The sequence below is a fragment of the Allobosea sp. Tri-44 genome, from assembly GCF_004123845.1.
Lineage (GTDB): Bacteria > Pseudomonadota > Alphaproteobacteria > Rhizobiales > Beijerinckiaceae > Allobosea.
Window position 1 is genome coordinate 179748 of the sequence record NZ_NBDP01000016.1, and the last position, 20963, is coordinate 200710.

The 20963-nt window shown below is 65.9% G+C and carries 21 protein-coding genes; 13 read left to right on the forward strand and 8 right to left on the reverse strand.

Going from position 1 to position 20963, the window contains the following annotated elements:
- Window position 1 precedes the first annotated feature (1 nt).
- From B6S44_RS11610 to B6S44_RS11620, 3 genes are read right to left on the reverse strand one after another with little or no spacing between them, the layout of a single operon-like run.
- Window positions 2-835: an enoyl-CoA hydratase family protein gene (locus B6S44_RS11610; protein WP_129157050.1), complete on the reverse strand. Its 834-nt coding sequence runs from the start codon at window positions 833-835 to the stop codon at window positions 2-4.
- Window positions 832-1377, reverse strand: coding sequence for a MarR family winged helix-turn-helix transcriptional regulator (locus B6S44_RS11615; RefSeq protein WP_129157051.1), 546 nt, complete (start codon window positions 1375-1377; stop codon window positions 832-834). The genes B6S44_RS11610 and B6S44_RS11615 overlap by 4 nt, the downstream gene beginning before the upstream one ends.
- A 2-nt stretch (window positions 1378-1379) precedes the next feature.
- Entirely contained in the window at window positions 1380-2141 is a 762-nt protein-coding gene (locus B6S44_RS11620) for an SDR family NAD(P)-dependent oxidoreductase (protein ID WP_129157052.1), read from the reverse strand.
- Between the two features lie 229 nt (window positions 2142-2370).
- Here B6S44_RS11620 and B6S44_RS11625 point away from each other — a divergent pair, with 229 nt between their 5' ends.
- The 5 genes from B6S44_RS11625 to B6S44_RS11645 all read left to right on the forward strand — a co-directional run bounded on the left by B6S44_RS11625 (window position 2371) and on the right by B6S44_RS11645 (window position 7889).
- Window positions 2371-4734, forward strand: coding sequence for a bifunctional salicylyl-CoA 5-hydroxylase/oxidoreductase (locus B6S44_RS11625; RefSeq protein ID WP_129157053.1), 2364 nt, complete (start codon window positions 2371-2373; stop codon window positions 4732-4734).
- 63 nt (window positions 4735-4797) lie between these two features.
- Window positions 4798-5115: a hypothetical protein gene (locus tag B6S44_RS11630; protein ID WP_129157054.1), complete on the forward strand. Its 318-nt coding sequence runs from the start codon at window positions 4798-4800 to the stop codon at window positions 5113-5115.
- Window positions 5116-5255: 140 nt separating this feature from the next.
- Complete coding sequence (locus tag B6S44_RS11635) at window positions 5256-6206, forward strand: ring-cleaving dioxygenase (protein WP_129157055.1); 951 nt, start codon at window positions 5256-5258, stop codon at window positions 6204-6206.
- Window positions 6207-6450: 244 nt separating this feature from the next.
- A complete protein-coding gene (locus B6S44_RS11640; RefSeq protein WP_129157056.1) occupies window positions 6451-7563 on the forward strand; it encodes a tlde1 domain-containing protein in 1113 nt (370 codons plus the stop codon).
- A 50-nt stretch (window positions 7564-7613) separates the two neighbouring features.
- Window positions 7614-7889 (forward strand): hypothetical protein, encoded by a 276-nt coding sequence (locus B6S44_RS11645; protein WP_248309560.1) that lies wholly within the window; start codon window positions 7614-7616, stop codon window positions 7887-7889.
- 240 nt (window positions 7890-8129) lie between these two features.
- On the opposite strand, the gene B6S44_RS11650 is transcribed toward B6S44_RS11645, so the two are convergent.
- Both B6S44_RS11650 and topA read right to left on the reverse strand, forming a co-directional pair.
- Window positions 8130-10199, reverse strand: a complete 2070-nt coding sequence (locus B6S44_RS11650; RefSeq protein WP_129157057.1) for a methyl-accepting chemotaxis protein — start codon at window positions 10197-10199, stop codon at window positions 8130-8132.
- 122 nt (window positions 10200-10321) lie between these two features.
- A complete protein-coding gene (gene topA, locus B6S44_RS11655; RefSeq protein ID WP_129157058.1) occupies window positions 10322-12988 on the reverse strand; it encodes a type I DNA topoisomerase in 2667 nt (888 codons plus the stop codon).
- 325 nt (window positions 12989-13313) lie between these two features.
- Here topA and panB point away from each other — a divergent pair, with 325 nt between their 5' ends.
- The 6 genes from panB (at window position 13314) to dprA (ending at window position 18558) form a co-directional block, all read left to right on the forward strand.
- Window positions 13314-14135: a 3-methyl-2-oxobutanoate hydroxymethyltransferase gene (gene panB / locus B6S44_RS11660; protein ID WP_129157059.1), complete on the forward strand. Its 822-nt coding sequence runs from the start codon at window positions 13314-13316 to the stop codon at window positions 14133-14135.
- Window positions 14136-14199: 64 nt separating this feature from the next.
- Complete coding sequence (locus tag B6S44_RS11665) at window positions 14200-15144, forward strand: aspartate carbamoyltransferase catalytic subunit (protein WP_129157060.1); 945 nt, start codon at window positions 14200-14202, stop codon at window positions 15142-15144.
- Between the two features lie 5 nt (window positions 15145-15149).
- Complete coding sequence (locus B6S44_RS11670; RefSeq protein ID WP_129157061.1) at window positions 15150-15392, forward strand: hypothetical protein; 243 nt, start codon at window positions 15150-15152, stop codon at window positions 15390-15392.
- Window positions 15385-16689, forward strand: a complete 1305-nt coding sequence (gene pyrC / locus B6S44_RS11675) for a dihydroorotase (RefSeq protein WP_129157062.1) — start codon at window positions 15385-15387, stop codon at window positions 16687-16689. Before B6S44_RS11670 ends, pyrC begins: the two co-directional genes overlap by 8 nt.
- Before the next feature lie 30 nt (window positions 16690-16719).
- Window positions 16720-17343 (forward strand): glycerol-3-phosphate 1-O-acyltransferase PlsY, encoded by a 624-nt coding sequence (gene plsY / locus B6S44_RS11680; RefSeq protein WP_206735135.1) that lies wholly within the window; start codon window positions 16720-16722, stop codon window positions 17341-17343.
- On the forward strand, window positions 17344-18558 hold the full coding sequence (gene dprA / locus B6S44_RS11685; protein WP_129157063.1) for a DNA-processing protein DprA: 1215 nt from the start codon (window positions 17344-17346) through the stop codon (window positions 18556-18558).
- An 18-nt stretch (window positions 18559-18576) separates the two neighbouring features.
- On the opposite strand, the gene B6S44_RS11690 is transcribed toward dprA, so the two are convergent.
- Entirely contained in the window at window positions 18577-18864 is a 288-nt protein-coding gene (locus tag B6S44_RS11690; protein WP_129157064.1) for a hypothetical protein, read from the reverse strand.
- Between the two features lie 75 nt (window positions 18865-18939).
- On the reverse strand, window positions 18940-19140 hold the full coding sequence (locus B6S44_RS11695; RefSeq protein WP_129157065.1) for a hypothetical protein: 201 nt from the start codon (window positions 19138-19140) through the stop codon (window positions 18940-18942).
- A 359-nt stretch (window positions 19141-19499) separates the two neighbouring features.
- Between B6S44_RS11695 and B6S44_RS11700 the strand changes: the two genes are divergently transcribed.
- Both B6S44_RS11700 and B6S44_RS11705 read left to right on the forward strand, forming a co-directional pair.
- Complete coding sequence (locus tag B6S44_RS11700) at window positions 19500-19901, forward strand: hypothetical protein (protein WP_129157066.1); 402 nt, start codon at window positions 19500-19502, stop codon at window positions 19899-19901.
- Between the two features lie 162 nt (window positions 19902-20063).
- Entirely contained in the window at window positions 20064-20384 is a 321-nt protein-coding gene (locus tag B6S44_RS11705) for a hypothetical protein (RefSeq protein ID WP_129157067.1), read from the forward strand.
- Here B6S44_RS11705 and ruvX read toward each other — a convergent pair.
- Window positions 20374-20883, reverse strand: a complete 510-nt coding sequence (ruvX, locus tag B6S44_RS11710; RefSeq protein ID WP_129157068.1) for a Holliday junction resolvase RuvX — start codon at window positions 20881-20883, stop codon at window positions 20374-20376. The genes B6S44_RS11705 and ruvX overlap by 11 nt on opposite strands.
- Window positions 20884-20963: the final 80 nt, after the last annotated feature.

A 20963-nucleotide genomic window follows, 5' to 3' on the forward strand; every position in this document is an offset into this window, starting at 1 on the left:
CTCAGTTGCCCTCGAACACCGGTTTCCGCTTCTCGGCGAAGGCGTGATAGGCGCGGGCGAAATCCTCGGTCTGCATGCACAGCGCCTGCGCCACCGCTTCCGCCTCGATCGCGGACTCGACCGACATCGCCCATTCCATTTCGAGCATGCGCTTGGTCATGGCGTTGGCGAAGGTCGGCCCATCGGCGAGCTCGGCGGCAAGCGCCTGCGCCTCGGCCAGCACGTTCTCGCGGGCGATCAGCCGGTTGAGGAAGCCCCAGCGCTCGGCTTCCTCGCCCTTGAGCACCCGGCCGGTATAGAGCAGCTCGGCGGCGCGGCCCTGGCCGATGATGCGCGGCAGCATCGCGCAGGCGCCCATGTCGCAGCCGGCGAGGCCGACGCGGTTGAACAGGAAGGCGATCTTGGTCTCGGCCGTGCCGAGGCGCAGATCGGACGCCATGGCCACGATCGCGCCGGCGCCGGCGCAGATGCCATCGATCGCGGCGATCACCGGCTGCGGGCAGGCGCGCATGGTCTTGACCAGCTCGCCTGTCATCCGGGTGAACTTGAGCAGGTCCTTGGTGTCCATCGCCACCAGCGGCCCGATGATCTCGAAGACGTCGCCCCCCGACGAGAAATTGCCGCCGGCGCCGGTCACCACGATCGCCTTGACCTCTTCCTCCTTCTGCGCGGCCAGGAAGAAGTCGGTCAGCTCGCGATAGCTCTCGAAGGTCAGCGGGTTCTTCTTCTCCGGCCGGTTCAGCGTCACGGTCGCGACCTTGCCAGCCACGGTGAGCTGGAAATGCTGCGGCTTGAAGCCGGAGAGCGGCAGGGTGACCGGGTTGGCGCTGGTCATTCGTTGTCTCCCGCCGTAGCCGGCGTGCCGCTCTGGCGCTTGCTGATGGCCTGGTGAAGCGAGGCCTTGGCCCCGCCGAGCAGCCGGAAAAGCTGGCCGATCTCGGTGGATCCAAGCCCGGCGAAGAGCTCGGCGATCCAGTTCTCATGGCGCTCCGCCATCGCCTTGAAAGCGCGCCGGCCCTGGGCGGTCAGCGTCAGCACCTGGACGCGCCGGTCCTGCGCCGCTGGACGCTTGTCGACCAGCCCGTCCGCGAGCAGGCCGGCGACGACGGCGGTGACGTTGCCATTCGAGACCATCAAGCGCTGCGAGACCTCGCCGACGGTCATGCCGGTCGTCGATTTCTCGAGCTGCGCCATCAGGTCGAAGCGTGGCAGCGTCGTCTTGAACTCCTCGCGCAGGCGGGTGCGAATCTCGCTCTCGATCAGGGTCGAGCAGGTGAGCATCCGCAGCCAGAGCCTGAGCTCGTCCTTGTGGTCGCCGGGGCGTTCGCTCGCCTTGGTCTCGCGGTCGAGCAGGGGGGCGTTGGATGGGATCTCCATCGTCAGAACTCCCCGCCATTGATCAGGATCGACTGGCCGGTGATGCCGCGGCTCTGCGGCCCGCAGAGATTGAGCACGGCGGCCGCGACTTCCTCCGGCGTGATCAGCCGGCGCTGCGGATTGTCCTTGGTGAGCTCCGCCAGCGCCTCGTCGCGGCTCTTGCCGGTCTTGGCGGTGATCGTGGTCAGGCTGCTCGCGACCATGTCGGTATCGGTATAGCCGGGGCAGACGGCATTGACGGTGACGCCGCTGCGCGCCGTCTCCAGCGCCAGGGAGCGGATGAGGCCAACGACGGCGTGCTTGGCTGCGACATAGGCCGAAACGTAAGCGTAGCCGCGATGTCCCGCGGTCGAGGCGATCGCGATTAGCCGGCCGGAACCGCGCTGGGTCATGGCGGGCAGGGCAGGCCGGAAGCAGTTCACGGTGCCGATCAGGTTGATCTCGATCATGCGCCGGAACAGCTCGGCATCGCTGCGCTGGAAGCTTGCGCTCTCGGCTGCGCCGGCGTTGGCTATGACGATGTCGAAGGGTTGTCCCGCAGCGAGCCCGGCCATCGCCTCGCTCACTGCGGTTTCATTGGTCACGTCGACGGAATGGGCGGCATCAGCCGCGCCGTCGAGCACAGCCTGTTGCAGGATGCCGTCATTGCGGCCGATGATCGAGACGCGGGCACCGGCCTGGCGGAGCGCGGAGGCGATAGCACGGCCGATGCCGCGCCCGCCGCCGCTCACCAGGGCATGCTGTCCCGCCAGAGCCGATGCCATGCCGTTCACTCCCTTATGGGGGCAATATATTTTAGGTCTGAAACATTTTGCAAGGGGCGCGGTGAACAGCGATGGGGGAATATCGAAACTACATATATGACTGTGCATTATATGAGATTTTGATCAAGGTGGCCTGCATTTTTCGGGGCGGGGCGGGTAGTCGATCAGTCAGGGCTTGAGCCAAAATTATTTTAGGTTTAAAATGATTTTGTCAGCCAAGGAGAGTGTCATGCGCATTGCGGTGGTGGGCGGCGGTCCGGCCGGGCTCTATTACGCGCTGCTGATGAAGCGCGATTGGCCGGCGCTCGACGTCACCGTCTTCGAGCGCAATCGCGACGACGATACCTTCGGCTTCGGCGTGGTCTTCTCCGACCAGACGCTCGACCTGTTCAAGGCCGCCGACCAGCCGAGCTATGAGGCGATCGTCAAAAGCTTCGCCTATTGGGACGATATCGAGATCCATTTCAAAGGTACGGCGCAGCGCGTGCCCGGCAACGGCTTTTGCGGTTGCTCGCGCCGCACGCTGCTGATGCTCTTGCAGGAGCGGGCCCGCCAGGTCGGCGTCAGGCTGGTGTTCTCGCAGGAGATCGAGGATGTCGCAGCGCTGAAGCGTGATTACGACCTCGTCGTCGCCGCCGACGGCATCAACAGCCGGATCCGCGAAGGTGATCGCGAGCGTTTCGCACCTGAGGTCGATCTCAGGCCGAACCGCTTCGTCTGGATGGGCTCGACCCGACCCTTCGACGCCTTCACCTTCTTCTTCAAGGAGACGCAGCACGGCGTCTTCATCGCCCATTGCTATCAGTACGAGGTCGGGCAATCGACCTGGGTGCTGGAGACCGATCCCGAGACCTTCGCCCGCGCCGGCCTGGAAGGCATGGACGAGGCCGGCACCGCCGCCTTCCTCGAACAGGTCTTCGCCGAGGAACTGCAAGGGCATCGGCTGATCACCAACCGCTCGCTCTGGCGGCAGTTCCCGATGATCCGCTGCGCCAACTGGGTGGTCGACAATGTCGTGCTGATCGGCGACGCCAAGGCGACCGCGCATTTCTCGATCGGCTCAGGCACCAAGCTCGCCATGGAGGATGCGATTGCGTTGCACGGCGCCTTCCGCCGCGCCGGGCTCAACGTCAAGGCAGCGCTCTCGACCTTCGAGACCGGACGGCGCGAGGAGGTCGAGAAGACCCAGCACGCCGCCGACGTTTCGCTGGTCTGGTTCGAGCAGCTCAAGCGCTTCTGGGATTTCGAGCCGCTGCGCTTCGCCTTCGGTCTGATGACCCGCTCCAAGGCGATCACCTACGACAACCTCGCTTTGCGCGCGCCCGAATTCGTCGCGGCGATCGATCGGGTGGTCGCCGCCGATCTCGGCGCCGAGCAAGCGACGCGCCGCGATGGCACGCCGGTGCCGCCGGCCTTCCAACCTTTCCGTCTGCGCGAGATGCGGGTGGCGAACCGCTTCGTCGTCTCGCCCATGTGCCAGTACTCGGCGCAGGAAGGCCTGCCGGGCGACTGGCACCTGATGCACTACGGCGCCCGCGCCATCGGTGGGGCAGGGCTCATCTTCACCGAGATGACCTGCGTTTCGGCCGATGCCCGCATCACGCCCGGTTGCACCGGCCTCTATAGCGACACGCAGGAAGCGGCCTGGACGCGCATCGTCGACTTCGTCCACGCCAACTCGGCGGCGAAGATTTGCCTGCAGCTCGGCCATGCCGGCCGCAAAGGCGCGAGCAAGCTGATGTGGGACGGGATGGACCGGCCGCTCGCGGAAGGCGCCTGGCCGATCGTCTCTGCCTCGCCCTTGCCCTACTACCCCGAAAGCCAGGTGCCACGCGAGCTGGCGCGGGCCGACATGGACCGGATCAAGGCCGATTTCGTCGCGGCAGCGAAGCGGGGCCTGCGCGCCGGCTTCGACATGCTCGAACTGCACTGCGCCCATGGCTATCTGCTCGCGAGCTTCCTCTCGCCGCTGACCAACCAGCGCACGGACGCTTATGGCGGGTCGCTCGAAAACCGCCTGCGCTATCCGCTCGAAGTCTTTGCCGCGCTTCGCGAAATCTGGCCGGCCGGCAAGCCGATGTCGGTGCGCATCTCGGCGACGGACTGGCAGGAGGGCGGCATCAGCCCCGAGGATTCGGTTGCGGTTTCCGAAGCCTTCGCTGAGACTGGCTGCGACCTCGTCGACGTCTCGACCGGGCAGACCACGCCGCGGGCCCGGCCGCTCTATGGCCGCATGTTCCAGACCCCCTTCTCCGACCGCATCCGCAACGAGGCCGGCATCGCCACCATGTGCGTCGGCGCCATCACCTCGGCCGATCAGGCCAACACCATCGTCGCCGCCGGCCGTGCCGATCTCGTCGCCCTTGGGCGCCCGCATCTGGCTGACCCGTCCTTCGTGCTGCGCGCTGCAGCCTGGTATGGCGCTGATGTCGCGCAGCCGGTGCAGTACCAGCCGGGCAAGGACCAATTGATGCGCAACACGCCGCGCGAGCGCGAGGAGCTGGAGACCCTCAAGCTCAAGGCCAAGCCGAGCCGGCATGGCGGTGCGCCGGTCGGCGCGGTGACAACTCCGGCTGCGCGGGCGGCAGAATAGCCGGAACTTCCTCACGCGATGGCGGGTTGATCGGGGACTTCCTCGATCAGCCGGAGATCCGCCATGACTGCCAGGACGACGATGCTTGCCCTGCTGACGACGGTCGTACTGACCGTCGCCGCCGTGGCGCAGACACCTCAAACCACAAAACAGCCCGACAACTCCGGCGTCGGCCCGACGACGACGCATCCGAGCCAGGTCGACAAGGGCCAGAACATGATCCTGCCTTCGGCCGGACAGGCCGGGCAATCGGCGGCGCCGACCATGGTCTATGATTGCAAGAACAAGCCGCAGGACTGTACCACGCCGCCGGCTCCAGGCGACAAGAGCAGCATGCCCCAGCAATCGGAGCCGCCGGTGACGTCAGCTCCCTCCAAATGAAGGAGAGGAGCATTGCAAAACTGCAATTTATGATTGGATCGGCGCTATCTTTATGGCGCCACCGCAACACCTATGTTCCTGGGCAACCGATCCTGCTGCGCCTCGCCATGTGAGGCGCACACAATCAAGGGGCCCATATCATGCAGCTCACCGGCATCCACCACGTCACCGCCATCACTGCCCAGGCGGCGCAGAACCGGCGCTTCTATGTCGAGACGCTCGGCTTGCGCCTAGTCAAGAAGACGGTGAACCAGGATGACACCTCCGCCTATCACCTGTTCTATGCCGACGGCGCCGGTTCGCCCGGAACCGACCTGACCTTCTTCGACTGGCCGACATCCCCCGTCCGGCGCGGCACCAATTCGATCACCAGGACTTCGCTCCGGGTCGCGAACGAGGCCTCGCTCGACTTCTGGCGCGAGCGGCTAACGGCTGCCGGCGTCGCGGTTTCCGATACGCGGCTGCTCAATGGCCGTGCCGCGTTCGATTTCGAGGATCCGGAGGGCCAGCGCCTGACGCTCGTCGCCGATGGCGGCAAGATTCCGTTCGTCGCCTGGGAGAAGAGCTCGGTTCCGGTCGAGCATCAGATCCGCGGCCTCGGCCCGGTGACGATCTCGGTGCCGCAGATCGAGCGGACCGAGCTTGTCCTGACCAAGCTGCTCGGGCTGGAGCGTATCGCCGATTACCGCGACGCGGCCCATGCCACCGGCGACATCCATGTCTTCCGGATCGGCGAGGGCGGTCCGGCGGCGGAGCTCAACGTCGCGGTCGAGCCCGGTCTCTCTCCGGCCCGTGAAGGCGCCGGTGGCGTCCACCATCTTGCGCTGCGCACGCCGAGCTTCGGGGAGTACGACGCCTGGGCCGAGCGCCTGCGCGCCTCGGGCTATCCGAACAGCGGCCCGGTCGATCGCTTCTACTTCCGCTCGCTCTATCTGCGCGAGCCGAACGGCGTGCTGATCGAGATCGCCAGCGACGGGCCGGGCTTTGCCGCCGATGAGCCCTTCGAGACGATGGGCGAGGGGCTCTCGCTGCCGCCCTTCCTCGAGTCGAAGCGGGCGACGATCGAAGCCGGTCTGAAGCCTCTGGTTTGAGCCTTTCAGGAACTATCAAGGCGCGCTGCGGCAGTCCTTGCCGCCGCGCGCCAGCTTTCAGTAAAACTGTTTCGATTCATCGGGAATTAACCAGCTTCGCGCTCAATGTGCAGACGAGGTTGGGGCTTCCCGAGACTGACGAACAGGCCGAAACCGTCTGCCCAGCGCGATCGAGCGTGTCGGCAAGACGAGAGCGGCGCTGCTCCTGAGCGGGATGCCTGCAAGGTGTCCCGAGGCGTTGCGTATGCGTAGCTCGAACAAGTTCGTCGGCTATTCCTATAGCCTGAAACGCCGGCGCCGCAGCCCCTTCATTCGCCTTGGCGTGCTCGTGGCCGTTGCCGGTGGAGCGCTGGCAGGCTTCTCGGCCTGGTCAGGCAGGCAGCCAGTAGCGACTGCAAGCTCGTCGATTCAGAAGCAGGCAAAGGCACATTCGACGCCGCTGGCGCACACGTCGACGCCGTTGCTCCGCCCTGGCTATGTCGTGGGTTATGTCGCGCAGTCGCTCGCCGACAGCACGCCGCTGCCCAGTCGCTTCCAGTCGGCGATGTCGGCTCCGCAGGCAATTGTGTTCGATCCCGAAACCACCGGCTCTATCACCCCGTCCGAGCTCGCCAATCCGAGCCTGGCGACGACCACGGTCGCGATACAACCCGCTGCGGAGCCGCCGCAGATTGCCTTGATCGCTCCGCGTCCGGTCCCGCGTCCGGCAGATCTGAAGGGCCCGACGCCGCCGGAGCCACGCGTCGCAGCGCGCGCAACCTCGCGCCAGAGCAAGGATGTCGTCGCCAAGGTCGAGCCCACGGCCGACAACCGCTCCTTCTTCGAGAAGCTCTTCGGCACGAATGCGCCGCAGACCTCCGGCGAGCGCCTCGCCTATGCGGCACCGCAGGACGACATCACCCAGCGCAGCGGCCGCGGCAGCGGCCTGACCGTCGCTCCGGCACCTACACCGCTGGCGTCCACGCCAGTCGCCGGCGGCAAGACAGCGATCTACGACATCAGCGCGCGCGTCGTCTATTTGCCCAATGGCGAGCGGCTGGAGGCCAATTCCGGCCTCGGCGACAAGATGAACGATCTCCGCTTCGTCCATGTCCGCATGCATGGGCCGACGCCGCCGCATGTCTATAATCTGACCGAGCGCGAATCCCTGTTCCACGGCGTGCGCGCCATCCGCATGCATCCGGTCGGCGGCAGCGGCAAGATCTTCGGCCGCGCCGGGCTACTGGTGCACAACTACCTGCTCGGCCCGCGCGGCGACTCGAATGGCTGCGTCTCGGTCAAGGATTACGAGCGCTTCCTGCAGGCCTTCCTGCGTGGCGAGATCAAGCAGCTCGTCGTGGTGGCTGGCCGGAGCTGAGACGCGCTCCTTGCCTTGCGCGATCTACGCGGGGCTGGTCTGATTGGCGAATGATGCGACTGGCCGATCATGCGGCACGCCTGCTGGCGCTATCCGCGCTGGCGTTTCCATTGGCGGCGGCCGCCCCGGCCGCCGCCGAAGTGCGTTTCGGCAACAATGTCCGCATCGGCGGGCATGACGCCTCGAACCAGCGCTTCGATCGCCGGAACCGCGGCGTCTATCACATCTACGAGGGACGGCCACGCAATCCGGGCTGCACCTGGCGCTCGGACGGCCGGGGCGGGCGCGTCAAGATCTGCCATCTGCAGCGCATCAGGCGGCGGTGACAGAAACCGGGTTCACAAGCTTGAAGTGAGTCTGGACCCCGGGCTGCCGGCCTGCACAAAAGCGCCTGGAGCGTGTCTATCCTAAAGGAACTAAGCGGTCATTCCGGGCTTGACCCGGGATCCCTGCCAGAGCGCCTCCGACAGAGGTTCAGGCATGGATTCCGGCTCTGCGCTTCGCTCCGGCCGGGATGACTCGCGGTTTCCCGCTAGAGCGCGATGGACTTGGCGCGTCGGCCTTTCTTAGAATTCTTCCCAGCCTGCGTCGCCGCCGCGGGCATTGGCGACCTTGCGGACCGGAGCGGGAACGCGAGCGGGAGTTGCACGCTCGCGGCGCGGCGCCGGCCGCTGCTGGGCAAAGGCGGCCTCCGCCAGCGTCCGCAGCCGTTCCGGCTCGGATGCAGCCGGCTGGCGCGAGTGGGCGACGGGGCTCTCGCTGGTCCGGAAGCCTGCGACCAGGGCATTGAGCTCGCCGATCTTGCTCGACAGCGCGCCGGCCGAGGCGGCGCTCTGCTCGGCTAGGGCAGCGTTCTGCTGGGTCATCTCGTCCATATGGGCGACGGTCTGGCTCATCTCCTCGATGCCGTTGGCCTGCTCGCTCGACGCGGCCGCAACCTCGGAGACGGTCGCCTGGACGCTTCCCGCCGCTTCGACGATGCGCGTGAGCGCATCGCCGGCCTGGCGCACCAGCTTCACCCCGGCCTCGACCTCGCTGTTCGAAGAGGAGATCAGGCCCGAAATGTCCTTGGCTGCCTCGCTTGAGCGCTGCGCCAGTGTGCGCACCTCGCTGGCCACCACGGCGAAGCCCTTGCCGGCGTCGCCGGCACGGGCTGCCTCCACCGCTGCATTCAAGGCAAGAAGGTTGGTCTGGAAGGCGATATCGTCGATCACCCGGATGATGTCGGAGATCTTCTTCGAAGCCTGCTCGATGCGGGCCATGGCCGAAACCGCATCGGTGACGATGGTGCCGCCGTCCTGGGCGACCTGCATGGCCTGGCCGGCCTGACGCACGGCCTGCTGGGCCGCCTGCGCGGCAGCCTTCACCGAGGCCGCGAGCTGCTCCGTCGTGGCGGCGCTTTCTTCCAACGAGGAAGCCTGCTCCTCGGTGCGCTTGGAGAGGTCGTCTGCGCCCGTGTTGATTTCGCGGGCCGACAGGCCGACATCGGCCGACATCGTCTGGATCGTGCTGACGGTCGAGGACAGGCGCGACATCGTCTCGTTGATCGCATCCTTCAACTCGGCGAAGCGCCCGCGATAGGCGGTCGGCACCTGGTTGGTCAGATCACCGGCGGCCAGGGCCTGCAGCACCGCAACGAACTCGGTCGTGGCATTGTCGACCACGGCATTGATCTCGTTGATCCCCGCGACCAGCTTCTGCATCTGCTCGTCGGCATCTTCGATCTGAAGCCTCGCCGAGAAATCGCCGGCGGCCGCAGCGGCAACGACCTCGCCGACATCGGACACCACCGAGGCCATCGCATCCGCCGAACGGATTCGTGCGGCGGCGGCGGCGCGCTCCTGCTCCTGCAGTAGCGCGACCTGTTCGGTGCTCTGGCGCAGCACGGAAACCGCCCGCGCCATCTCGCCGATCTCGTCGCGGCGCTTGGTATGCGGGACCTCGATCTGGGTGTCGCCCGCGGTCAGGCGGCTCATCGTCCCGCCGAGATCGACCAGGGGGCGGATGATCGAGCGCCGGGAGAAGACCAGCGCGCCGAAAATGGCGACGCCGAGCACCACGATGAGCGCGACCGGCAACCAGATCCGCACCTGTTCAGAAAAGGCGCTCGACTCCGCATCGACCTCGTTGGCGCGAGCCTCGTTGGCGCTGCTCAGCGATGTGAGCTCTTCCTGAAGCGTCGCGCGGTTCTTCTTGCTGGCGTCGCTGTTGCCCCAGGCTTCAGCCGCGCGGGCCGAAATCTCGCGGACCATGCGCGTCGTCTCGAGCCGGATGCTGGTGAATTCAGCGATCAGCCCGCTGATCTTCTCCATGCGCTCGCGTTCGCTGGCGGGAACGACCTTGGCGAGGTCCTTGCGACGTTCCTCGACCTTGGCCAGGCCGCCCTCGACCGTCGTTGCGGCGATCCCGGCGAAATGCGGGTTGCGGGCGGTGTAGACGAGATAGGAATCGGCGACGACGAGATTCACCGCGGCATTGAGCCGCTCGGCTGCGAGGGCGATATGGTTCTGCTGCGATGAGCGCTCGTTCATCGTGTCGATGCGGGTCATCGCCAGCAATGCGCAACCGAGTGCAACCAAGGCGCCGGCCGCGACAATCGCGATCAGCCCCAAAATCTGGGTCCTGATGGATTTCATGAAGTCCCCCGCAAGCCGCCGTTTTTGATCGCGGCGCCGCAAGGTAACCTGAGGCCTTGAATGCGAAGTTAACCTTCCCCGCTGCCGTGTTCACTCTCTGGCGGCAGCGGAGAAGATCGGGCTCAGCTCTTGGCGGCGCCGGTCTTCTTGGGCTTGTCGCTCTTTGCTTTCGCGGGGGCTTTGGCGCTCTTCGCCTTCGCCGGCGCTTTGGAGGCGGCTGGCTTCTTGGCAGACGCTTTCGTCTTGGCCTTCGCGCCGCCACCAGCCGCGGCCTTGGCGTTGACCAATTCGATCGCCTGCTCGGCGGTGATGCTCTCCTGCGCCATCGTCTTCGGCAGGGTGGCGTAGACCTTGCCCCAGGCGACATAGGGCCCGTAGCGGCCGGCCCTGACCTCCATCTTGCCGCCCTGCGGGTGCTCGCCGAGCTCACGTCCGGGCGTCGCCGCGGCATTGCCGAAGCGGCGGCCACCTGCGCCGCTCTCCTTGGCGACGATCAGGTCGATGGCGCGGTTCGCCCCGATTTCGAGGATGTCATCTGCCTTGTCGATATTGGCGTAGGTCTTGCCGTGCTGGACGTAAGGCCCATAGCGACCGATGCCGGCGAGGATCGGCTCACCGCTTGTCGGATGTTTCGCGACCTCGCGTGGAAGCGAGAGCAAAGCGAGTGCCTTCTCCAGCGTCAGTGAACCGACGGTCTCGCCCTTGGGCAGGCTCGAACGCTTCGGCTTCTCGCCCTCGCCGAGCTGGATATAGGGGCCGAAGCGGCCTTCGCGAACACTGATCTCCTGATCCGTCGCCGGATCCTTGCCGAGGATGCGCACCCCGTTCTGCGTCTGCCCGCCTTCGGCCGAACCGTCCCCCTCGGCGGCTGAGGCGCTGAGCGGGCGGGTGAAGCGGCATTCGGGATAGTTCGAGCAGCCGACGAAGGCGCCGAACTTGCCGAGCTTGAGCGAGAGCGTGCCGGTGCCGCAGACCTGGCAGCTGCGCGGATCGCCGCCATCGGCGCGCGGTGGGAAGACGTGCTCGCCCAGGATGCCGTTCAGCGCTTCCAGAACGTCGCCGACGCGCAGTTCCTTGGTCTCGCCGATCGACTTGGTGAACTCGTCCCAGAATTCGCGCAGCAGCACCTTCCAGTCGACATCGCCGCTGGAGACCAGATCGAGCTTCTCCTCAAGGCTCGCGGTGAAGTCGAATTCGACATAGCGCTTGAAGAAGCTCTCCAGGAACGCCGTGACCAGCATGCCCTTGTCCTCGGGCACGAGACGCTTTTTCTCGATGCGGACATATTCGCGGTCACGCAGCGTCGCCAATGTCGCGGCATAGGTCGAAGGCCGGCCGATGCCGAGTTCTTCCATGCGCTTGACCAGGCTGGCTTCCGAGAAGCGCGGCGGCGGCTCGGTGAAATGCTGGTCGGCGGCGATGGCGCGCTTCTCCAGCGGATCGCCCGCCTTCATCGGGGGCAGCTTCTTGGAGTCCTCGTCTTCCTCGTCGTCGCGGCTCTCCTGATAGAGCGTCAGGAAGCCGTCGAAGAGCACGACCTGACCGGTCGCGCGCAGTTCGAGAGCGCGGGCGCCGACCTGGGCGGCGATATCGACCGTGGTTCGCTCCATCGAGGCCGATTCCATCTGGCTGGCGATGGTCCGCTTCCAGATCAGTTCGTAGAGCTTGGCCTGCTCCGGTTCGAGATGGCGCGAGACCATGGCAGGCAGCCGGCCGAGATCGGTCGGGCGGATGGCCTCGTGGGCTTCCTGCGCGTTCTTGGCCTTGACCGTATACTTGCGCGGGGCGTCCGGCACGTAATTGTCGCCGAACTCCTTGCCGATGACCCGCCGGGCCGCCGTGATCGCCGAGCCGTCCATATCGACGCCGTCGGTTCGCATATAGGTGATCAGGCCGACGGTCTCGCCGCCGATGTCGACGCCTTCATAGAGCCGCTGCGCGACCTGCATGGTGCGGGCCGGCGCCATGCCGAGCTTGCGCGAGGCCTCCTGTTGCAGCGTCGAGGTCTGGAATGGCGGCTGGGGGTGGCGCCTGACCGGCTTGGCTTCGACTTCGGCGACCGAGAAGCGCGCAGTCTCCAGCGCGGCCTTGAAAGCCGCGGCCTCATCGCCAGTACCGATGTCGAGCCGGGTGATCTTCTTGCCGTCGGCGCCGGAGAGGCGCGCATCAAAGGTCGCACCGGTAGCCGTCGCGAGCGTCGCGATCAGCGACCAGTATTCGCGTGCCCGGAACGCCTCGATCTCACGCTCGCGGTCGCTGACCAGCCTGAGCGCGACCGACTGCACGCGCCCGGCAGAGCGGGCGCCTGGCAGCTTGCGCCAGAGCACCGGGGAGAGCGTGAAGCCGACGAGATAATCGAGGGCGCGGCGGGCGAGGTAAGCGTCGACCAGCGCCTGGTCGATCGGGCGCGGATTGGCCAGCGCCTTCTGCACCGCGTCCTTGGTCACCGCGTTGAAGGTGACGCGTTCGACCGGAATGCCCTTGAGCACACGCTTCTGGTTCAGTGCCTCGAGCACATGCCAGGAGATCGCCTCGCCCTCACGATCCGGGTCGGTTGCGAGGATGACTTTCTCGGCGTTCTTGGCTGCTCGCGCGATTTCTGCGACCTGCTTGGCGCCGCGCCCCTCGGTTTCCCAGAGCATGGCGAAGTCGTTCTCGGGATCGACCGAGCCGTCCTTGGCAGGCAGATCGCGGATATGCCCGAACGAGGCGATGACCTCGTAATCGGATCCGAGATACTTATTGATCGTCTTGGCCTTGGCCGGCGACTCGACGATGAGGAGCTTCATGACGCTTTCGATCTCGTAGGCAAGCGGCGGGACGGCACGAGAGCCGGATCCGATCAGGTCGATTTCCCGATCAGTGAATCCGTCTCTCACTTTCAGAAGAGACCGTTTGACCGATCAGCTTGCGATGCAAACGGATTGGAACGGGCTCTAGCGTACCATCCTCGCCGAACTTGGCGCGGGGCGCGTTGATAGCGGTTCGGGATTGCGCGCGAAAGTGGTTCACGCGGCCAGTCCTGTCAAACCCGATTCTACTTTTCGGAGCAGGGCGGTCAGGCTACGTCACCATCCGTTGCCATTTTGGCGCTAAACGGCGGGAGAACTGAGCATGTCGTCACAGAACCGGACAACCCGGCTGACCTCGCTCGATATCCGCGGGCGCAAGGGCGGTGAGCCGCTCGTCGCTTTGACCGCCTATACGGCGCCGATGGCAAAGATCGTCGATGAGGTCGCGGAGATCGCGCTGGTCGGCGACTCGCTCGGCATGGTCGTCTACGGGCTCGACAGCACCGTCCCGGTGACGCTGGAGATGATGAGCCTGCACGGCCAGGCCGTGACGCGCGCCACGATGCGCTCGCTGGTCGTGATCGACATGCCGTTCGGCAGCTATGAGGAAAGCCGGGAGCAGGCCTTCCGCAACGCCGCGCGGCTGCTCAAGGAGACCGGCGCAGGAGCGGTCAAGCTAGAGGGCGGTATCCGAATGGCCGAAACGGTACGCTTCCTGGTCGAGCGCGGCGTGCCGGTGATGGGCCATGTCGGCCTGACGCCGCAGGCGGTCAACACGCTCGGCGGCTACAAGGCGCAGGGGCGCAGCAAGGCCGAGTGGCCGGCGTTCATCGCCGACGCCACGGCGATTGCCGATGCGGGCGCCTTCTCTCTGGTGGTCGAGGCTGTTGCCGAACCGCTAGCCGCCGAGATCACCGGCCGGATCGCGATCCCGACCATCGGCATCGGCGCCTCCGCGGCCTGCGACGGCCAGGTCCTCGTCCTCGACGACATGCTCGGGCTGACCGGCCGCGTGCCGAAATTCGTCAAGGCCTATGGCGACCTGGCTGGGCAGGCCCGCGAGGCGGTTCGCGCCTATGCCGCCGAGGTGCGCAGCCGCCAGTTCCCCGGCGAGCAGCATCTCTATGCCCTGAAGACGGAGTGACCCACAGGGAAAGCATACGCTGCCTTGCGCCTGCCACGACTCGCCCCTAAACAGCGGTCTTCAAATGACAGCGACCGCACCGCTCTATCCGCACCGGCACCTCCTCGGGATCGAGGGGCTGTCCCATTTGGATATCGAGGCTCTGCTCGAGCGCGCCGAGACCTATGTCGCGCTCTCGCGCCAGGTCGAGAAGAAGACGGCGACGCTGCGCGGCCGCACCCAGATCAACCTGTTCTTCGAGCCCTCGACCCGGACACAGGCCTCGTTCGAGCTCGCGGGCAAGCGCCTCGGCGCCGACGTGATGAACATGTCGGTCAGCTCGTCCTCGGTGAAGAAGGGCGAGACGCTGATCGACACGGCCGCGACGCTGAACGCGATGCGGCCCGATATCCTGGTGGTCCGTCACCATGCGGCCGGCGCGGTCAATCTGCTCGCCCGCAAGGTCGATTGTTCGGTGGTCAATGCCGGTGACGGCGCGCACGAGCATCCGACCCAGGCACTGCTCGATGCGCTGACGATCCGCCGCAACAAGGGCCGCATCGCCGGCCTGACCGTCGCCATTTGCGGCGATATCGTGCATTCGCGCGTCGCTCGTTCCAATATCATCCTGCTCAGCGCACTCGGCGCCAAGGTGCGCTTGATTGCGCCCTCGACCCTGTTGCCGACCGGTGTCGAGCGCATGGGCGTCGAAGTCTTCCGCGACATGAAGAAGGGGCTCGAAGGGGTCGACATCGTCATGATGCTGCGCCTGCAGCTCGAACGGATGAACGGCGCTTTCGTCCCGTCCTCGAAGGAGTATTTCCGCTATTTCGGCCTCGATCGCGAAAAACTCTCGCTGGCCGCGCCGGATGCGCTCGTCATGCATCCAGGCCCGATGAACCGCGGCGTCGAGATCTCCTCCGAGGTGGCCGACGGCGCCCAGTCGCTGATCCGCGAGCAGGTCGAGATGGGCGTCGCCGTTCGTATGGCCGTGCTCGACGCGCTCGCGCAACACCTGCCAAATGGCTGAACGGGATGGAGCTCTTCCTTGCCTGGCTGCTGCGACAGATGCGCCGGGCTCGGATCGTCTTCGTCGGCCTCTATCTCGTGGTTGTGGCCGGCTTCGCCTATGCCGAGCCGCGCTCCGCCTGGACCTGGCTGATCGCGCTTCTCGGCGGGCTCCTGTGCGTCGGCATCTGGGGGCTGGTCGGGTTCTGGAGTTACGTTTTCACGCAGCGCCGCGAGCGCGAGAATGGGGTCGAGCGTAGCGATGGCTGAAAGCAACGAGCTTGCGATCATCGGCGCGCAACTGGTCGATCCGGCCTCCGGTCGTGAGGGCCCGGGCAGCATCCTGATCCGCGACGGCGTGATCGCCGATGTCCACTGGGGCGGCGATCGCCCGGAGCTGCCGGCGGGCATCGAAATTGAGGAGGCCCGAGGCCTCGTGCTCGCGCCTGGCCTCGTCGACCTGCGCGCCTTCCTCGGCGAGCCCGGCGCCGAGTTCCGCGAAACGCTCGGAACCGGCTCGCACGCGGCTGCGGCCGGCGGCGTCACCACCGTGATCTGCCGCCCCGATACCGATCCGCCGATCGACAATCCCTCCGTCATCGATTTCATCAAGCGCCGCGCCCGCGACAAGGCGATCGTCAACGTGCTGCCGGCAGCGGCGCTGACCAAGGGGCTGGCCGGCAAGGAGATCACCGAGTTCGGTCTGCTGCTCGAAGCCGGCGCGGTCGCCTTCAGCGACGGAGCCAACGGTGTCCGCAACCCGCAGGTCATGCGCCGCGCCATGATCTATGCCCGCGACTTCGACGCATTGCTGATGAACCATGTCGAAGATCCGGAACTGCGCGGCGTTGGCGTGATGAATGAGGGCGAGTTCGCCAGCCGCAAGGGCTTGCCGGGCATCCCGCACGAGGCCGAGACGGTGATGCTCGAGCGCGACCTGCGCCTCGCCCGGGCCTCCGGTGCCCGCTACCACGCCGCCATGATCTCCTGTGCGGATTCGCTCGATTTGATCCGCCGAGCCAAGGAGGCGGGGCTTTCCGTCACCTGCGGCGTCTCGATCAACAATCTCTGCCTGAACGAGAACGATGTCGGCGAGTACCGCACCTTCTGCAAGGTCTCGCCGCCGCTGCGCCATGAGGACGAGCGGCTCGCCATGATCGAGGCGGTGGCCGAAGGGCTGATCGACGTGATCGTCTCCGACCACGATCCGCAGGATGTCGAGACCAAGCGCCAGCCCTTCGCCGAGGCCGCCAATGGCGCGCTCGGCATCGAGACGCTGCTCCCGGCTGCGCTCAGGCTCTATCACGGCGAGCAGATCGGCCTTGCCTCGCTGTTCGCCGCTCTGTCGAGCCGGCCTGCCGAACTGCTGGGCTTGGGCTGCGGTCGACTGGCCGTTGGCGCACCGGCCGATCTCGCCTTGATCGACATCGACGCGCCCTTCGTCGTCGACAAGCGCAAGCTCAAATCGCGCGCCAAGAACTCGCCCTTCGACGAGGCAAGGCTGCAGGGACTGGTGCAGGCGACGTGGGTTGGCGGCCGGGTGGTGTATCGCGGCGAAGCTGCGTAAGCTCGCGGCAGGGCGGGCAGGGGAGGTTGCATGGCTGAGGCGTTCGCTTGGGCGTATCCGAGCCCGATGGGGCTCGCCGCGCTCGCCCTCGGCTATCTTCTCGGCTCGATTCCGTTCGGCATCATCCTGACCCAGCTGAGCGGCGGTCCAGACCTGCGCACGATCGGCTCCGGCAATATCGGCGCGACCAATGTCCTGCGCACCGGCAACAAGAAGCTGGCGGCGCTGACGCTGCTCGGCGACATGTTGAAAGGCACGGCCGCGGTCCTGCTTGCCGGCTGGCTCCTCGGCGGCAAGGGAGCGGCGCTGGCTGCCGGTCTGGGCGCCTTCCTCGGCCATCTCTTCCCGGTCTGGCTTCGGTTCAAGGGCGGCAAGGGCGTCGCGACCTTTCTCGGCGTCCTGATCGGGCTGAAAGGCTCGATCGCGCTGATCTTTGCCGCGGTCTGGATCAGCATCGCCTACCTGACCAAGTATTCCTCGCTATCGGCCTTGATCGCGAGCCTGCTGACGCCGCTGCTGCTCTGGTTCTGGATCCGCGATGTCCAGGCGGCTGGGCTGATGGCGATCCTCGCTTTGCTGCTCTGGTTCATGCACCGGGAGAACATCGCAAGACTGCTCTCAGGCCGAGAAGGCAAGATCGGGCAAAAGGGCTGAATGCCGATGGCCGGTTTCGTTCTCGATGACCGGCAACGCCTCGACTGGCTCCGACTGATCCGTAGCGAGAGCATCGGCCCGCGCACCTTCCGCACCCTGGTCAACCGTTTCGGCGGCGCGGCCGGGGCGCTCGATGCCCTGCCGGAACTCGGCCGCCAGGCAGGACGCACGCTCAGGCTCTGCACCGCAATAGAGGCGGAGCGGGAGTTCGAAGCGCTGCGCCGGCGTGGCGCTCATCTGATCGCGCTCGGCGAGACCGCCTATCCCGTGCCGCTCCAGGCGATCGATTCGGCACCGCCGCTGATCGCGGTCGAGGGCGATCCGGCGGTGCTCAATCGCCCTTGCGTCGCACTGGTCGGCTCGCGCAACGCCTCGGCCGCCGGGCTGAAATTCACCGCGACACTGGCGCGCGAGCTGGGGGAGGCCGGCTTTATCGTCGTCTCGGGCCTGGCCCGTGGCATCGATACGTCTGCTCATCAGGCAAGCCTGGAGAGCGGCACCATCGCCGTGCTGGCGGGCGGGCTCGACGAGGTCTATCCGCCGCAGAATATCCCCCTGCTGGAGCGCATCCGCGAGCGCGGCGCGGCGCTGAGCGAGATGCCGCTCGGCTGGGCGCCGCGCGGGCGCGATTTTCCGCGGCGTAATCGCCTGGTCTCGGGCTTGGCGCTCGGAACGGTGGTGGTCGAGGCTGCGCGCAAGTCCGGCTCGCTCATCACTGCCCGCTTCGCCAATGAGCAGGGCCGTCAGGTCTTCGCCGTGCCGGGCTCCCCGCTCGATCCGCGCGCCGAGGGCGGCAATCATCTGATCCGCGAGGGCGCGATCCTCTGCGCCGAGACGGCGCATGTCGTCGATGTGCTGACGCCGATGCTCCGGCGCGACGATCTGTTCGGTCCTACGCCGTTCCTGGCGCGCGAAGAGGGCGAACCGCGCGGCCGGCAGGAGGCACTCTGGGACGAACTGGATCTGCCGGAGGTGCTGCCGGCGCCGACGGCTGAACTGAACGGGGAAGAGATGGGGGCACGGCCGGCCGCGCAAGCCGGCGATGTACCACGTCGGCGATTGCTCGACCTCATCGGTTCAACCCCGGTGGCGATTGACGATCTCGTTCGCGCGAGCGGGCAGCCTGCACGCGAAGTCAGCCGAATCCTGCTCGAGCTGGAGCTGGAAGGCGTGGTGCAGCGCCACGTTGGTGGAGCGCTCTCGCGGCTGGCATGAATGCTGCGGCTGGGGCTCTCAGCCTGCCGCTTCGCCCCAGCGGCTGCGTTCGCGCTCGGCCTCTGCAGCCGCGAGTTCCAGGAAAGTGACGAGCAGGTCGAGATCGGCAGCGCGGGCCTGGGTGCCAAGTTCGGCGAGCAAAGTCACTGCCTTGAGGGCAACGTCACGCTGCAAGTCGCGTTGACGCGCTCTCTTCTCGACAAGGAGCTGCAGCGCCAGGGTTTCAATTTCGTTGGAAAGCTGCGAGATTCCGGAGATCGCAAAGCCAATTGAGCCATAAGTGTCGGTCGTCGGAGAAGCCGGCATGAGGCACTCCAGTAAGGTTGTGTATCTATAGTATTGCAACCTGTGATTTAATTTTCTGCAAAAGACCGTGCTCAGCTAAGTCGTTTTGTCGGCATCGCTCGTTTCGCCGAGCTGCAGCTGACAGGTTCGGCGATTGATCGCAGCCTCCAACCGGGTCATGTCGACGAAATAAGCGAGGCTGCTGAGTTGCGCTGCCCGCGCCATCGCGCCGAGTTCGATGCTGATCTCCTCGATATAAGCAGCAACTTCCAGTTGCATTCGTGCGAGTGCGTCCATGCTATGTGGTCCGGGCGAGGCCACGGCGTTGCGGCCGAGGCGGGAAACTCGGGGTAAGCGTTTGTCATCCGAATAGATTTTATCCTCCTTGATTCGTCGTGACGTTGCTTTCCTCATGTCGTCTGCCCTCGCGGTCGCATCGGCCTTTGGGAAACGAATTGGTGTTCGATCAAGCTATTCTTGCTACTCGCCCACCGATAATGCAATCACTGCGTGTATAAAATTTCGTAAAAAGGAACTCTTTCTCCGTTGGCGCGTTTCTCTCGGGTCGCAATTTTGCCGCGATTGGTTCAGGCCCGGTTCAACCGTGGCGAGCTAGATCGGGTTTCAAGGCGGATATCCGCCGACAGGAGAATGCCATGTCAGATTTCGGAAAGAGCCGCTTCCTCGTGACGCTCGCCGTCGCCGGCAGCGTTCTGGCAGCAGGCCTGACCCCCGCTATGGCGGGTGAGGCCCGCGCGGTCGGCTTCGACAAGAGCCGCTTGGATGCGGCACAAGCCGATTACTCGCAGTATTACCGCCGTGGTTGGCGCGGCAGCAACCGCGGCGCGGCGATCGCAGCTGGCGTCGGCCTCGGCGTCCTCGGCGCTGCGGCGATCGCGGCGAGCCGTCCGGCCTATGCCGAACCGGTCTATGGCTACGATGACGGCTATGGCTATGACGAGCCGGTCTATGTCGCGCCACGGCGCTACTATGCACCGCGCCATTACGGCTACTATCCCGACAACATCCGCGATCCGGCCGGCGGCAGCTACCGCTGATCAGTCCTTCGCGGAAAAACAGCCTTAATCAATTCTGAACGCCTGATGCCTAGGCTTTGAAGGGTCGCTTCCGTCGCTCGACGGCAGCGGCCCTTTTCACGGCGTGCGGCAACAAGCGGCCCGATCCCCGGGCCGTCGCCTTGTCGACCTTGGAGAAAGACGATGAAACCCTCGCTCAAGACGCTGCTGTCCGGCTGCGGTGCGGTTGCCTTGGCGGCGTTCTGGTCCGGCACGGCGATGGCCCAGTATTATGATGACGGCTATAACCGCCGTCAGGAGCGGCCCCGCTACGATCGCGGTTACGACAGGGGCTACGACCAGGGACGCCGCGACCGCGGTTATCGCGGCGACGATGGGTATCGTGGTGGTTACGGCCGCGGCAATCCGGTCAACCGGATGAGCATCGACGAGCAGAAGCAGGCGCTGAAGAATCACCGCGACGCGCAGAAGAAGGCGATCAAGCGCGGCTACGTCATTCCGTAGCCCAGCCATTCTCGGGCTCGCTCGCGTCTGATGCAAGGCGGGCGAGCCGGTCGAGCGCGCCCTGCAGGATATAGGCGGCCGCCATCTTGTCGACGACGGCTGCCCGCCGGGCGCGCGAGGCGTCGGCGGCAAGCAAGGTGCGGGTGACCGCAAGCGTCGACATCCGCTCGTCCCAGAACACGATCGGCAGCGCCGTCAGCGGCGCGAGATTACGTACGAAGGCCCGGGTCGACTGCACCCGCGGTCCTTCGCTTCCATCCATGTTGAGCGGCAGCCCGATCACCAAGCCAGCGATCGCGTGCCGCTCTGCCACTTTCATCAGCGCCACCACATCCTGCTTGAATTTGACGCGCTGAATCGTCTCCAGTGGCGTCGCGATCCGGCGTTCGACATCGGAGAGCGCAAGTCCGATCGTCTTGGTGCCGAGATCGAGCCCGAGCAAGCGGGCATGGTCGGGCAGGGCGAGGAACTGATCGAGGGTGACGAGATTACCTGTCATCCTTGGCCGGTAGCACGGGCCGCCCGCCTAGTGGAACGAATTTGACATTTGCCCCCGGCAGACATCCGGCTGGGAGCAAA